Source organism: Streptomyces sp. NPDC033216, from assembly GCF_055577115.1.
In genome coordinates this window covers 451,260-464,970 of record NZ_JBVIQK010000004.1, presented here as the reverse complement: position 1 = coordinate 464,970, position 13,711 = coordinate 451,260, and the positions used below count along the sequence as shown (strand labels likewise).

12 protein-coding genes are annotated in these 13,711 nt (G+C 72.9%); 7 read left to right on the top strand and 5 right to left on the bottom strand.

Annotated features, from left to right (window positions below):
• Window positions 1-75: 75 nt before the first annotated feature.
• The 5 genes from ACZ5Y0_RS11555 to ACZ5Y0_RS11535 all read left to right on the top strand — a co-directional run bounded on the left by ACZ5Y0_RS11555 (window position 76) and on the right by ACZ5Y0_RS11535 (window position 4,651).
• Window positions 76-1,047, top strand: coding sequence for an NADPH:quinone oxidoreductase family protein (locus ACZ5Y0_RS11555; RefSeq protein ID WP_469128426.1), 972 nt, complete (start codon window positions 76-78; stop codon window positions 1,045-1,047).
• Window positions 1,044-2,225 carry an acyl-CoA dehydrogenase family protein gene (locus ACZ5Y0_RS11550; protein ID WP_469128425.1) on the top strand — a complete coding sequence of 394 codons (1,182 nt, stop codon included), beginning with the start codon at window positions 1,044-1,046 and terminating at the stop codon, window positions 2,223-2,225. The genes ACZ5Y0_RS11555 and ACZ5Y0_RS11550 overlap by 4 nt, the downstream gene beginning before the upstream one ends.
• The gene (locus tag ACZ5Y0_RS11545; protein ID WP_469128424.1) at window positions 2,222-3,295 is read left to right on the top strand and encodes an acyl-CoA dehydrogenase family protein; all 1,074 of its coding nucleotides are present in this window, start codon (window positions 2,222-2,224) and stop codon (window positions 3,293-3,295) included. Before ACZ5Y0_RS11550 ends, ACZ5Y0_RS11545 begins: the two co-directional genes overlap by 4 nt.
• A 170-nt stretch (window positions 3,296-3,465) precedes the next feature.
• Window positions 3,466-4,326 (top strand): phosphatidylinositol-specific phospholipase C/glycerophosphodiester phosphodiesterase family protein, encoded by an 861-nt coding sequence (locus ACZ5Y0_RS11540; RefSeq protein WP_469128423.1) that lies wholly within the window; start codon window positions 3,466-3,468, stop codon window positions 4,324-4,326.
• A 130-nt stretch (window positions 4,327-4,456) separates the two neighbouring features.
• The gene (locus tag ACZ5Y0_RS11535; RefSeq protein ID WP_383249126.1) at window positions 4,457-4,651 is read left to right on the top strand and encodes a hypothetical protein; all 195 of its coding nucleotides are present in this window, start codon (window positions 4,457-4,459) and stop codon (window positions 4,649-4,651) included.
• A gap of 43 nt (window positions 4,652-4,694) precedes the next feature.
• Here the strand turns inward: ACZ5Y0_RS11535 and ACZ5Y0_RS11530 are convergent, their stop codons facing one another.
• The 3 genes from ACZ5Y0_RS11530 to ACZ5Y0_RS11520 all read right to left on the bottom strand — a co-directional run bounded on the left by ACZ5Y0_RS11530 (window position 4,695) and on the right by ACZ5Y0_RS11520 (window position 7,372).
• Window positions 4,695-5,936 (bottom strand): phosphodiester glycosidase family protein, encoded by a 1,242-nt coding sequence (locus ACZ5Y0_RS11530; RefSeq protein ID WP_469128422.1) that lies wholly within the window; start codon window positions 5,934-5,936, stop codon window positions 4,695-4,697.
• Window positions 5,937-6,088: 152 nt separating this feature from the next.
• Window positions 6,089-6,631: a GNAT family N-acetyltransferase gene (locus tag ACZ5Y0_RS11525; protein WP_469128421.1), complete on the bottom strand. Its 543-nt coding sequence runs from the start codon at window positions 6,629-6,631 to the stop codon at window positions 6,089-6,091.
• Between the two features lie 165 nt (window positions 6,632-6,796).
• Window positions 6,797-7,372 (bottom strand): Dps family protein, encoded by a 576-nt coding sequence (locus ACZ5Y0_RS11520; protein ID WP_469128420.1) that lies wholly within the window; start codon window positions 7,370-7,372, stop codon window positions 6,797-6,799.
• Between the two features lie 243 nt (window positions 7,373-7,615).
• Between ACZ5Y0_RS11520 and ACZ5Y0_RS11515 the strand changes: the two genes are divergently transcribed.
• Window positions 7,616-8,974 carry a dihydrolipoyl dehydrogenase family protein gene (locus ACZ5Y0_RS11515; RefSeq protein ID WP_469128419.1) on the top strand — a complete coding sequence of 453 codons (1,359 nt, stop codon included), beginning with the start codon at window positions 7,616-7,618 and terminating at the stop codon, window positions 8,972-8,974.
• 24 nt (window positions 8,975-8,998) lie between these two features.
• Here the strand turns inward: ACZ5Y0_RS11515 and ACZ5Y0_RS11510 are convergent, their stop codons facing one another.
• Window positions 8,999-9,448, bottom strand: coding sequence for a carboxymuconolactone decarboxylase family protein (locus ACZ5Y0_RS11510; RefSeq protein ID WP_469128418.1), 450 nt, complete (start codon window positions 9,446-9,448; stop codon window positions 8,999-9,001).
• Window positions 9,449-9,895: 447 nt separating this feature from the next.
• Here ACZ5Y0_RS11510 and ligA point away from each other — a divergent pair, with 447 nt between their 5' ends.
• Complete coding sequence (ligA, locus tag ACZ5Y0_RS11505; protein WP_469128417.1) at window positions 9,896-12,001, top strand: NAD-dependent DNA ligase LigA; 2,106 nt, start codon at window positions 9,896-9,898, stop codon at window positions 11,999-12,001.
• Between the two features lie 99 nt (window positions 12,002-12,100).
• Here the strand turns inward: ligA and ACZ5Y0_RS11500 are convergent, their stop codons facing one another.
• Window positions 12,101-13,702: a polyamine aminopropyltransferase gene (locus tag ACZ5Y0_RS11500; protein ID WP_469128416.1), complete on the bottom strand. Its 1,602-nt coding sequence runs from the start codon at window positions 13,700-13,702 to the stop codon at window positions 12,101-12,103.
• Window positions 13,703-13,711 lie beyond the last annotated feature (9 nt).

The following is a 13,711-nucleotide window of genomic DNA, read 5'->3' as shown; positions in this document are numbered from 1 at the left end:
GTTCCCTGATGGGCAAGCGACCGCTTAGTATGCGATCGACCCCGGTCAGACGACGCAGTCCCGTGGAGGCTCCGCATGCAGGCATGGCAGGTGCACGAGAACGGCGAGCCGAGCGAGGTGATGCGGCTGACGGACGTGGAGCGGCCCACGCCCGGCGACGGCCGGATCCTGCTCAGGGTGCGCGCCGCGAACATCAACTTCCCGGACGCGCTCATGGTCCGCGGCCACTACCAGGTCCGGCCGCCCCTGCCGTTCACGCCGGGCGTGGAGATCTGCGGCGAGACCGAGGACGGCCGCCGCGTCATCGCCAACCCCGCGCTTCCCCACGGCGGTTTCGCCGAGTACGCCGTCGCGGACGCCGCCGCTGTGCTGCCCGCCCCGGACTCGCTGGACGACGCCGAGGCCGCCGCGCTCCACATCGGCTACCAGACGGGCTGGTTCGGCCTGCACCGCCGGGCCGGCCTGGAGGCCGGTGAGACGCTCCTCGTGCACGCCGCGGCGGGCGGCGTCGGCAGCGCCGCCGTCCAGCTCGGCAAGGCGGCCGGGGCCACCGTCATCGGCGTCGTCGGCGGTCCCGAGAAGGCGGCCGTCGCCCGCGAGGTGGGCTGCGACGTGGTGATCGACCGGAGCGCCGAGGACGTGATCGCCGCTGTCAAGGGGGCCACCGGCGGCCGGGGCGCCGACGTGATCTACGACCCGGTCGGTGGTGAGGCCTACGCCCAGTCCGCCAAGGCCGTCGCCTTCGAGGGCCGGATCGTCGTCGTCGGCTTCGCGAGCGGGACGATCCCCAGCCCCTCGCTCAACCACGCCCTGGTGAAGAACTACTCCATCCTCGGCCTGCACTGGGGCCTGTACAACACCAGGAACCCGAAGCTGGTCCAGCACTGCCACGAGCAGCTCACCGGCCTGGCCGCCCGTGGCGCGATCAAGCCGCTGGTGAGCGAGCGCGTGCCGCTGGACGGGGCCGCCGCCGCCGTCCAGCGGGTCGCCGACGGTGTGACCACCGGCCGGGTCGCCGTCGTACCGCAGAACGGAGCCGCCGTATGACCGACGCAGCCGAACTCCGCCGCCGCACCTCCGAGCTGCTGGCCGCGCACCCGCCGGCCGGCACCGACCGGCTCGACTTCCTCAAGGCCCGCTTCGACGCCGGTCTCGCCTGGGTGCACTACCCCGAGGGACTCGGCGGACTCGGCGCGCCGCGCTCCCTCCAGGCCGTCGTGGACGCCGCACTGGAGGCCGCGGGCGCGCCCGACAACGACCCGCGGCGCATCGGCATCGGCCTCGGCATGGCCGCGCCGACGATCCTCCAGTACGGCACCGACGAGCAGAAGCGGCGCTTCCTGCGGCCCCTGTGGACCGGTGAGGAGGTCTGGTGTCAGCTGTTCAGTGAGCCCGGTGCCGGCTCGGACCTGGCCGCCCTCGGCACCCGGGCCGTCCGGGAGGGCGAGGGCTGGATCGTCGACGGACAGAAGGTGTGGACGTCCAGCGCCCACGTCGCCCGCTGGGCCATCCTCATCGCCCGCACCGACCCGGACGTGCCCAAGCACCGCGGCATCACGTACTTCGTCTGCGACATGACCGACCCCGGCGTCGAGGTCCGGCCGCTGCGGCAGATCACCGGCGAGGCCGAGTTCAACGAGGTCTTCCTCACCGGCGTCCGCATCCCCGACGCACACCGCCTCGGCGAGGTCGGCGACGGCTGGCGGGTCGCGCAGACCACGCTGAACAACGAGCGGGTCGCCATCGGCGGCATGCGGCTGCCCCGCGAGGGCGGCATGATCGGCCCCGCCGCCAGAACCTGGCGCGAGCGCCCCGGACTGCGCACGCACGATCTGCACCAGCGGCTGCTGAAGCTGTGGGTGGAGGCCGAGGTCTCCCGGCTCACCGCCGAGCGGTTGCGTCAGCAGCTCGTCGCCGGCCAGCCCGGACCCGAGGGCGCCGGCATGAAGCTCGCCTTCGCCCGCCTCAACCAGGAGATCAGCGGCCTGGAGGTCGAACTCCTCGGCGAGGAGGGCCTGCTGTACGACGACTGGACCATGCGCCGGCCCGAACTCGTCGACTTCACCGGCCGCGAGGCGGGCTACCGCTACCTGCGTTCCAAGGGCAACAGCATCGAGGGCGGGACCACCGAGGTCCTGCTGAACATCGTCGCCGAGCGCGTCCTGGGCCTGCCCACCGAGCCGCGCACCGACAAGGACGTCGCCTGGAAGGACCTGGCCCGATGACAGATCTTCTCTACACCGAGGAGGAAGAGGCGCTCCGCGCCGCGGTCCGTGACCTGCTCGGCGACCACTGCGACGCGGCAGGCGTGATCGCCCGCACCGAGTCGGACGCTCCGCACGACCTCCGGCTGTGGAAGACGCTCACCGACAAGATGGGCCTCGCGGGGCTGCTGGTGCCCGAGGAACTGGGCGGCCAGGGCGCCACCCACCGGGAGGCAGCCGTCGTCCTGGAGGAACTGGGGCGCGCGGTCGCCCCCGTCCCGTACCTCACGAGCGCGGTCGTCGCCACCGAGGCGCTGCTGGCCTGCCGCGCCGACGATCTGCTCGGCCGGTTGGCACAAACCACGGCGGTCGCCGTGCTCGCCGTCGGGCTGCACACCGCGCCGGGCGCGGCCTTCCCGTCCGTACGGCTGGAGAACGGCGCGCTGCACGGGGAGTTGACCGGCATCGCCGACGCGGCCTTCGCCGGCCTGCTGCTCGTCCCCGCGGACGACGGCGGGTTGTACGCGGTCGACGCCGCCGCCGTGACCGTCACTCCGCAGGTGTCCCTCGACCTGACCCGGCCGCTCGCCACGGTCACCCTCGCCGCGGCACCGGGCCGTCGGCTCGGGGACGCCGCGCCCACCGTGCGGCGGGCCCTGCGCACCGGAGCCGGGCTGCTGGCCTCGGAGCAACTCGGCGTCGCCGAATGGGCGTTGACCGAGACCGTGCGCTATCTGAAGGACCGCAAGCAGTTCAACCGGCCCGTCGGCGGCTTCCAGGCGCTCAAGCACCGGCTCGCCCAGCTGTGGCTGGAGGTCGTCAATCTGCGGGCGGCGGCCCGGGGCGCGGCGGACGCGCTCGCGACCGGCGAGGACGTCGACGTGGCCGTCGCCGTGGCCCAGGCGTACGCGGCGTCCGTCGCCGTCCGGGCCGCCGAGGAGGCGGTCCAGTTGCACGGCGGCCTCGGGATGACCTGGGAGCACCCGGCCCACCTGTACCTGAAGCGTGCGAAGGCCGACTCGATCGCCTACGGCACGGCGGGTTCGCACCGTGGAGCCCTGGCCGAACTCGTCGACCTGCAAGCCCCCTGACGATCCACCGGTGAAGCCCGCCCCACCTGGGGCGGGCTTCTTCGTGCGCCCGCGCGGAAGGAGTGAACAGACGAGGGCGGTCCGGCCAACTCCTGGCATGTACAGGTTCATCGCGGCTCCGCCGGGCTCATACTCCCTGTGGTTCGGACCGTCCCACAGGGAGGCAGAGCATGGCCCTCACCACTCGTCGCAGAGCCCTCACCACGTTCGGAGCCGTCCTCACGGCAGTGCTGGCGTCGCCCGCCGGCAGTGCCTTCGCCGACGAACACCGGTACCGCCCACGTCCGTTGTGGCACGCGCACGCCCACAACGACTACGAGCACCCCCGCCCCCTGTTCGACGCCCTCGACCACCGCTTCGGCAGCGTCGAGGCCGACATCTTCCTCGTCGACGGCCAACTTCTCGTCGCCCACGACCCGGCCGACCTCGACCCGGCCCGCACCTTGGAATCCCTCTATCTCGCCCCGCTCGCCGCCCGCGTCGCGGCGAACCACGGGGTGGTTCACCGTGGTTCGCGCACCCCGCTGCAACTGCTCATCGACATCAAGACCGAGGGCTCGTCGACCTACCTCGAACTCGACCGCCGACTGCGCCGCTACCAGCACCTGTTCACCACCTACGACCACGGCCGGGTGCGCCGCGGCCCGGTCACCGTCGTCATCTCCGGTGACCGCGCGGCCCGGGCGCCGATGACGGCACAGACCGTGCGGCGCGCCTTCTACGACGGCCGCCTCGCCGACCTCGGCAGCACCGACGCCTCCTTCGCCGCCCTGATCAGCGACAACTGGACGCTCAACTTCACCTGGCTCGGCGTCGGTGCCTTCCCCGACGCGGAGCGGCAGAGGCTGCGCGCCCTTGTCCGGGCCGCCCACGACCGCCGGCAGAAGGTGCGCTTCTGGGCCACGCCCGACCTGGCCGGCCCCGCTCGGGACGCGCTCTGGGGTGAACTGCTCGACGCCGGTGTCGACTACCTCAACACCGACGATCTTTCCGGCCTGGAGGCCTTCCTCGACGCCCGCGGGACGGCGTGACCGCCACCGAACGCCCGGCCGATTCGTGAACCACTCGTTCGGCGGACAGGCCAGCCGCACGGACGAAGCCTCCGCTACGCCACACTTGCGGCCGAATGCCGCGAAAGCGGACGTGGCGGAGGAGGTTGACGTGGCCGTTTCCATTTCCGTGGTGCTGTTGCTGCTGATCCTGGCGGTGATCTTCCTGCGCAACGGCGGACTGAAGGTCTCGCACGCGCTGGTCTGCCTGCTGCTCGGCTTCTTCCTGGCCGGCACGAGCATGGCCCCCACCATTCACAGTGGCCTCACGGCGACCGCCGACATCGTCAGCAGCCTGCGGCCGTGAGGCCCTGCGCGGTCACCGGCCGAACGGACCCCGCGCGGACGGTTCACCTGGTGAACACCCCGATGCCGTTCGGCACGGCACGCTCCACCCCGCCGGAGGGATGGTTGCGCACCGACACCCTGGTCGCGCCCGGCGCGCGAGCCACCAGGGTCGAGGAGCCGCCGCCGTCCAGGCTGAAGCCCTCGGTCGCCCCCAGGCTCTTGAGGGCGGCCGCGACCTCGGCGACCGTCAGGCCCTCGCGGTACGCGGGCGCGCCGTCGACCGCGAACAGCAGCACACGCCGTCCACCGTCCGCGATCCCCACCGCGGTGCGTACCGCCGAGGTCCGGGTGTCCAGGCCTGTCAACGGATGCCCGCCGATGAGCACCGGATGTCCGCCGACGGCGAAGCGGTAGGCGCGCCGCGAAGCGGCCGCGAGGCCGTACCGCACCGCCACCCGCTGCCCCTCGGCCAGCTTCCGCAGGTGCCGCGCGCCCGCCTCCCGGCCGACGAGCACCGTCGTGTCCGCCGCGATGGCGCCGCTGCCCGGCCTCTCCGAGGCCGACACCACCCGGCCCGCCTTCACCGTCACCTCGTAGGTGCTGGTGCTGCACGGCGCGGCCCGTTCGCTGTCGGTGCCACAGGTGGCCCGCGCCCGTGAGACGCCGCCCCAGTCGGAGTTGTACGCGCCGATGGCGTCCTCCGGGAGCGCGTACTGGTTGAGGCCGCGCAGCGGCAACCGCCGACCGAGGGTGGAGACCGTGCCGTCGAGGGCCAGGCTGTCCAGCCGGGCCCGCCCGTCACCGGCCACCCCGAGCACGTCGTCGGTGTCCGTGCCGGGCGGCAGTTCGGGGCCGAACCGCTGTCCCGTCGGAACGGCGGCCTTGAGCACCTTGCCGTCGGCGATGGCGGGGCCCACGCTCGCGCCGGTCGCGGTGACGCCCGGATGCTGCGTCTCGATGACGTTGAAGAAGTCGCCGTTGATGCCGGCGACGGCGTTCTGGGCGGTGGCTTGCCGGCTGAGGGTGGCGCGGGACGCGACCTTCCCCGGATACAACAGGCCCAGGTGTACGTGGGCGTCGGTCAGGTCGACCCCGAGCACGTGCGCGTGCGTCACGCCGGCCGCCGCCTCGAGGTCGTACTGCCGGTACACCACGCCGGACGCGATGGTGGTGCCCGCCCCCGACCCCGTCGCCGCGCCGGCCGGTGTCACCCCCGTCAGGGCCGCGCCGGCCAACGTGCCCAGTGCCGTCAGAAGCGTCAGCGCCGCTTTGCGCGTACGGGACCGCTCTTGACCAGGTGTCACATGCCCCCCCGTGTGGTGTGGGCGGCAACTTTCCCACGGGGACCGGGGGGTGGCGCGGCAGGGTGAGCGTGAACACCACGAGAACGGGTGAGGAAAGGCGCGGATCCGGGTGCCTTCTCCTCGTCCCGGCTCCTGCGGTGCCCGGTTCCGTGCTACAAGGTCCGCGCCGCGGGTCCCGGCGCCGCATAGCAGCGCAGGGAAACCACCTGGTCGGGCCCCCACCTCTGGTTCACGAGTCCGAGGTCCTGCCAGCCGGACCGGGCGTAGAAGGCCGCGGCCGGGTCTGTGGCCACCACATCGAGCACGGCGTGCTTTCCGAGGGAGCGGGCCTCCTCGACGGCCCGCTCCGTGAGAGCCGCTCCGGCGCCCAGCCCGCGCGCCTCGGGCGCGACGAAAAGCCGGTTGACACAGACCGCCGGCACTCCGCTCCCGCGCGCCGCCCACAACGCCGGTGCGGGATCGCCGTCCTCGCCCCGGCACAGTGCGACGTGTCCGAGGATCCGGCCGTCCCGTTCGGCCACCCAGGCCGCCAGGAGGGTCGGCGGGGTGAGCCAGGCTGCGGGCACGGCGGGCCAGTTGACCGGGTACCGGCTGTGCGCGTGCGTCAGCGCGAGCGCGCTGACGCAGTCGTCCAGGTCGGCCCGCACACGGGGCCGGACGCAGAGGGTCGGGTTTTCGGCGGGCGCGGGGGTCACCACCGTATGCAAGCACGGCGGCCGCCGGTCCCGGTGACACGCGTACCGCCCCTCGCGTCGCCGTACCTGGGCTGCGCCCGCCCGGCCCGGCACTCCTGGCGGACCCTTGACGGCAGGGTGTTCGTCAAGGACGTCCCGCGGTCCCGGCCGATGCCGCGACCAGGTTCATGAACGCACGAGAGGTGTGTCCACCAAGTGCTCGGCGAGGAACCAGGCCTGGAGTTCGCCGGTGCGGATCACCTGGGAGACCAGGAGGTCGTTGGTGCCGTCGTCGCCCATTTCGGCGGTACGGGAGGCCGCGTCGTGGGCGTCGGTCAGGATCGTCTCGTGGGCCGCCAGCAGCCGCGACAGCATCGCCGGGACCTCCTCCACGCCGTCCGGGGGACGCGGGATCGAGGTGATCTCCGCGACGTGCCGGGTGTCGCCCACCGCGACCCCGCCCAGGGTCTGCACCCGCTCGGCGAGGGTGTCGACGAGGACCAGTTGCTCGTCCGCGTGCTTGTCCAGCAGCAGATGCAGCTGGTAGAAGGTCGCGCCGCGCAACAACCAGTGGTGCTTCTTGTAGAGGCCGTAGAGGATCTGCGTGTCCGCGAGGATCCTGTTCAGACGCTGGCAGGAGTACATGCGCGCGTCGTGGGACAGGCCCAGCGGGAACTGCTTGACGGTTCCGAACTCCTGGATGACCTCGCCCTTCTGGTGCAGCCACGGCTGGCTGCTCAGGGGATGCGGATCGGTGCTCAAGGGTGCCTCCTGCGCTGCGGTGTCGAACGTACGCGGCGACGCTAGGCGGGCCGGGTGCGGGCGACTTGTCCGTCGGCGCACGCGCACGCGTCCCTGAGCGCACCGCGCCGCCGCGGTGGGCGGCCGTGCGCTGATGGGCCGACGCCCGTGCGCTCAGGGGCACCTCGGATGCGCAGCCCGCCCTAGCCTCGGTGGCCTGCGGCCGGTACGGCGGCCGTACGTGCGAAAGGGAGGACGCGGGGCATGGACGAGCAGGTGGACGTGGTCGTCGTCGGTCTGGGACCCGGCGGCGAGCATGTCGCGGGCACGGTCGCCGAGGCGGGGCTCGAGGTCGTCGGCATCGAGGCGGAACTCGTCGGCGGGGAATGCCCGTACTGGGGCTGTGTGCCGAGCAAGATGATGATCCGGGCCGCCAACACGCTGGCCGAGGCGCGGCGCGTCCCCGCCCTCGCCGGGGCGGCTTCGGTGACGCCGGACTGGGCGCTGGTCGCCGATCGCATCAGCCGCGAGGCCACCGACGACTGGAACGACCAGGTCGCCGCGGACCGGCTCGAGGGCAAGGGCGGCCGCCTGGTCCGGGGCGTGGGGCGCCTCGCGGGACCGCGCCGGGTGACGGTCGGCGACCGCACCTTCGCGGCCCGCCGCGGCGTCGTGCTCGCGACGGGCGGCCGGCCCCGGATCCCTCCGGTGACGGGTCTGGCGGGCACGCCGTACTGGACCAACCGGGACGCGATGGCCGCCAGGGTGCTGCCCGCGTCGATGATCGTCCTCGGCGGGGGCGCCGTCGGGGTCGAACTGGCCCAGGTATTCGCCCGGTTCGCCTGCCGGGTCACCCTCGTCGAGGGTCAGGAGCGGTTGCTGGGTCAGGAGGATCCGGAGGCCGGTGAGGCGGCCGCCGATGCCCTGCGGGCCGACGGAGTGACGATCCTGACCGGCGCCCGCGCACGCGAAGTCAGACACGACGGAAGGGAGTTCAGCGTCGACATCGGCGCGGGCGAGCTGCTGCGGGGCGAGCGGCTGCTCGTCGCCACCGGGCGGTACGCCGACCTCCGCGCGCTCGGCGTGGACAGCGTCGGGCTCGACCCGCGGGCCCGCGCGGTACCGACGGACGGCCGGATGCGGGCGGCGGACGGGCTGTGGGCGGTCGGCGACATCACCGGCCGCGGAGCCTTCACCCATGTCTCCCTTTACCAGGCGCAGATCGCCGCCCGGGACGTCCTGGAGCAGCCGGGCCCGCAGGCGGACTACCGGGCGCTGCCCCGCGTGACGTTCACCGACCCGGAGATCGCCGCCGTGGGCCTGACAGAGCGGCAGGCGCGGGAGCGGGGACTGCGGATCCGTACGGCCCTCGTGCCGCTGTCCTCCTCCACCCGAGGGTGGATCCACGGCCCCGGCGGCGAGGGCTTCCTCAAACTGGTCGAGGACGCCGACCGGGGCGTCCTCGTCGGCGCGACCTCGGCGGGACCGGCCGGCGGGGAGCTGCTGTACGGCCTGAACGTCGCCGTGCACGCGGAGGTTCCGGTGGCGACGCTCCAGCACATGATCTACACGTATCCGACGTTCCACCGCGCCGTGGAACCGGCGCTCATGGCCCTGCGCTGACGCACCGGCGCCGGCCGATCCCGGTCAGCGCACCGGGTGCTTGCTCATCACGGACACCCGGTTGAAGGCGTTGATCGTGACCGCCACCCAGATCACCGCCGCGATCTGGTCTTCCGTGAGGGCCTGCCGGGCGTCTGCGTACGCGGCCTCCTGCGTGGCGGCGTCGGCCGGGAAGGTGGTCGCCTCCGCCAGCGCCAGGGCCGCGCGCTCCAGCGGGCTGAACAGTCCGGTGTCCCGCCAGGCGGCGAGCACACCGAGCCGCCGGGACGACTCGCCGGCGCGCAGGGCCGCCTTGGTGTGCAGGTCGAGGCAGAAGGCGCAGCCGTTGAGCTGCGAGACCCGCAGATTGACCAGTTCCACGACGGTGCGCTCCAGGCCCGCCTCGGCCGCGGTCGCGCGCACGGCCTCGGAGGTCTCCAGGAGTGCGTGGTAGGCCCTGGGGCTCTGCTTGTCGATGAAGATCCGTCGAGTCATAGTTGAATATAAAACATTCTTGGAGGGGTGGGACGCGTCGGACGGCCGGTGGCGCACGGGGGACAAGCCCGTCCCCCGCGTACGTGCGGGACGGGCCGCTGACCGTCCAAGGCGTTGACCGTACGACGGACGCTGCCGCAGCGTACCCGGTCCCCGACCGGCCGGTGCTCGGCCGGCCCCCGGTGCTCGGCCGCCCCCACCTCGGATCCGCTCTCACCCCGGACGAACCGAACCCCGCGAGGGCGGACGGTCACAGGACGGGCGGTCACAGGACGGGCGGTCATAGGACGGGCGGTCGACCGGTCCGGCGGCACCCCGGCACTCTGACGGCCCGCGCCGCACGGTCGTCCCCGGCGACCCGCCCCGGCTGCCCGAACGGACGACGGGGCCTCCGGTGTCGCCCCCGCCCGAAAGGCATTGTCAGTGGTGGGAGGCAGTATGGCGGGCATGACGACACCAGCCGCACAGATCGTGGATGCCGCCGCCTACGCGCAGGCGGTCGAGGACGCCGTGAAGGCGTCCGCCGCCTACTACACCGGGGGCACCTCGGTGCTGGACGACGACGCCTACGACCGGCTGGTGCGGGGCATCGCCGCCTGGGAGGCCGCCTGTCCCGACCAGGTGCTGCCCGACTCGCCGACGGGCAAGGTGGCGGGCGGCGCGGTGGAGGGAGACGTCCCGCACACCATCGCGATGCTCAGCCTCGACAACGTGTTCTCGCCCGAGGAGTTCACCGCCTGGGCCGCCTCACTGGCCCGGCGCATCGGCCACGAGAGCGAGCGGTACAGCGTCGAGCCGAAGCTGGACGGCCTGGCGATCGCGGCCCGTTACAGCCGGGGCCGCCTGACGCGGCTGATCACGCGGGGCGACGGGACGGCAGGCGAGGACGTCACGCACGCCGCGGGCACCGTCGAGGGCCTGCCCGAGCAGCTGGCCGAGCCGGTCACCGTGGAGGTGCGTGGTGAAGTCCTGATGACCACCGCCCAGTTCGAGCACGCCAACGAGGTCCGCACCGCGCACGGCGGCCAGCCGTTCGCCAACCCGCGCAACGCCGCCGCGGGCACCCTGCGCGCCAAGGACCGCGCCTACACCGTGCCGATGACCTTCTTCGGTTACGGCCTGCTGCCCCTCGCCGACACCGAGCCCGGTCTCGCCACCGCCCTCGGCGAGGCCGCACACAGCGACCTGATGGCCCGCGCCGCGGTGCTCGGCGTGAACACGACCGCCACGACCTCCGTGCCGGGTGTCACCGCGTCCAGCGTGGAGGACGTCCTGGCCCGGGTGCGGGAGATCGCCGCCCTGCGGCCGGAACTGCCCTTCGGCATCGACGGGATCGTCGTGAAGGCCGACCTGGCCGCCGATCAGCAGGCCGCCGGATCGGGTTCGAGGGCCCCGCGCTGGGCGATCGCCTACAAGCTGCCTGCCGTCGAGAAGATCACCCGCCTGCTGGAGGTGGAGTGGAACGTGGGCCGCACCGGCATCATCGCGCCCCGCGCCGTCCTCGCCCCGGTCGAGATCGACGGCTCCACCATCACCTACGCCACCCTCCACAACCCGGCCGACATCACCCGCCGCGACCTGCGCCTGGGCGACCACGTGATGGTGCACCGGGCCGGTGACGTCATTCCCCGCGTCGAGGCGCCCGTCGCCCATCTGCGCACGGGCGAGGAACAGCCGGTCGTCTTCCCCGAGGCGTGCCCGCGCTGCGGATCGGCCATCGACACGAGCGAGCAGCGCTGGCGCTGCGAGAACGGCCGCAACTGCCACCTCGTCGCCTCCCTCTCCTACGCCGCCGGGCGCGACCAGCTCGACATCGAGGGTCTCGGTCACACCCGCGTCGTGCAGCTCGTCGAGGCGGGCCTGGTCGCCGACCTCGCCGACCTGTTCACCCTCACCCGTGAGCAGCTCCTCGGCCTGGACCGGATGGGCGAGACCAGCACCGACAACCTCCTCGCCGCGCTCGACAGGGCCAAGGGCCGGCCGCTGGCGCGGGTGCTGTGCGCGCTCGGTGTGCGCGGTACCGGACGCTCCATGTCCCGCCGTATCGCCCGCCACTTCGCCACCATGGACCACCTGCGCGCCGCCGACGCGGAAACGATCCAGCGGGTGGAGGGCGTCGGCACCGAGAAGGCCCCGTCGATCGTGGCGGAACTCGCCGCACTCGGCCCGCTCATCGACAGGCTCGCCGCGGTCGGCGTCAACATGACCGAGCCGGGCGTCACCCCGCCCGCCCCGGCTGCCACCGGGACCGACGGCACCCTGGACGCCGCCGAGACCACCGACTCCACCGCGCCGGCCGGAGGGCCGCTTTCCGGGATGACGGTGGTCGTCACCGGCGCGATGACGGGCCCGCTGGAGAAGCTCAGCCGCAACGAGATGAACGAACTCGTGGAACGCGCCGGCGGCCGCTCCTCCTCCAGCGTCTCCCGGAGGACCAGCCTGGTCGTCGCCGGGGAGGGCGCCGGCTCCAAGCGCGTCAAGGCGGAGTCCCTCGGCGTGCGCCTGGCCACTCCCGACGAGTTCGCCGTCCTCGTCGCCGACCTCATCGGCTGACGTCGCCGACCCCCATCGACCTGCCGTGCCGGCCCCGCGGACCGGCCCCTCGCTACCGCCCCGGCGCAGCCGGCCCGATCCGGTGGCGCCCGAGCGGGCTCAGTAGTTCTTCCACTCGTTGAGCACGTACTCCAGCACCGTCGGCTCCATCAGCGTGCTCGGCCTCACGTCCTGGCGGCGGCGGTCGACGGGGAAGACGGTGGCCGCCTTCAGGACCGAGTCGTCGAGGTAGCGCAGGCGGGGGGCGTCCGGGGCCAGTCGCAGCGGCGGGGGAGTGGTGCCGCCGCGGGTGGCCAGGACGAATCCCCAGTTTCCGAAGCTCGGCACGTCGATCTGGAACTCCGTCGTCGTGTACCCGGCCGCCTCGACGGTGGCCGCGATCGACCAGAACGTCCTCGGCGCGAAGAACGGCGACCCGCTCTGCACCATGACCTGGCTCCGTGGCGTGAGGACCTGGCCGAGCAGGGTGTAGAACTCCACCGAGTACAGCTTCGCCAGCGCCGCCGTGTCCGGGTCCGGGAAGTCGATGATCACCGCGTCGTACCGCTGGCGGGCACCGCGCAGCCAGTTGAAGGCGTCGGCGTTGACCACCCGCACCCTCGGGTCGGCGAGCGCCCCGCCGTTCAGTTCGCGCAGGGGCGCGAAGTCACGGGCCAGCTGCGTCATCGCCGGGTCCAGCTCGACGAGCGTCACCTGCCGCACGTCGTCGTAGCGCAGGACCTCACGCAGGGCCAGCCCGTCACCGCCACCCAGGATCAGCACCTCGCCGCGTCGTCCGGACAGCGCGGGGTGGACGAGCGACTCGTGGTAGCGGTACTCGTCGACAGAGCTGAACTGGAGGTCACCGTTGAGGAAGAGACGCGTGTCGGCACCGCCGGTGAAGGCGGTGGAGCGGGTCACGACGATCTCCTGGTACGGCGTCGTCTCGGCGTGCACGATCGGGTCCTGGTACATCTGCTGGCGTGCGGTGACCTCCAGGTCGTCCGCCAGCACATAGGCCGTACCGAGCACGGCCAGTACCGCCGTCACGCCGGCGAGGAGACCGACCTGGACGAAGCGCCGGGTCTGCCGACGGAAGATGAACAGGACCACGATGACGCCGGCCACCGCGTTCACGGCGCCGACCACCAGCGCGCCCCGCAGCTGTCCGAACGTCGGCAGCAGCAGCAGCGGGAAGCACAGCCCGCCGACCAGCGCCCCTATGTAGTCGACCGCGAACATGTCGGCGACGGCGCTGCCCGCCTCCTGCCGCCGGATCCGTTGCAGCAGCGTCATCAGCAGCGGTATCTCGGCCCCGATCAGGAGTCCGACCACCAGCGTGATGACGATCATCGCCGGGGTGTACAGCTGGAGCCAGGCGAACGCCGCGTACAGCACCAGCACGGAAAGCCCGCCCACCAGCGCGAGCGCGCCCTCGACGAGCGCGAACGCGCCGACGGCGCGGCGACGCAGCGGTTTGGCGGCGAGCGAGCCGAGACCCATCGCGAAGACCATCACGGAGATGACCACGGAGGTCTGGAGCACGGAGTTGCCGATGAGGTAGCTGCCCAGCGCGGTGAGGGCCAGCTCGTAGACGAGGCCGCAGGCGGCGCAGAGGAAGACGGCGAGCAGCAGGAGGAAACGCGCCCCCCGGGTGTGCCGGACGGCCGGGGGGCGGGAGGATGCCGCGCTGCCGCGGCCCTGAAGTGCGGTCGTGCTCACGGGGGCGGT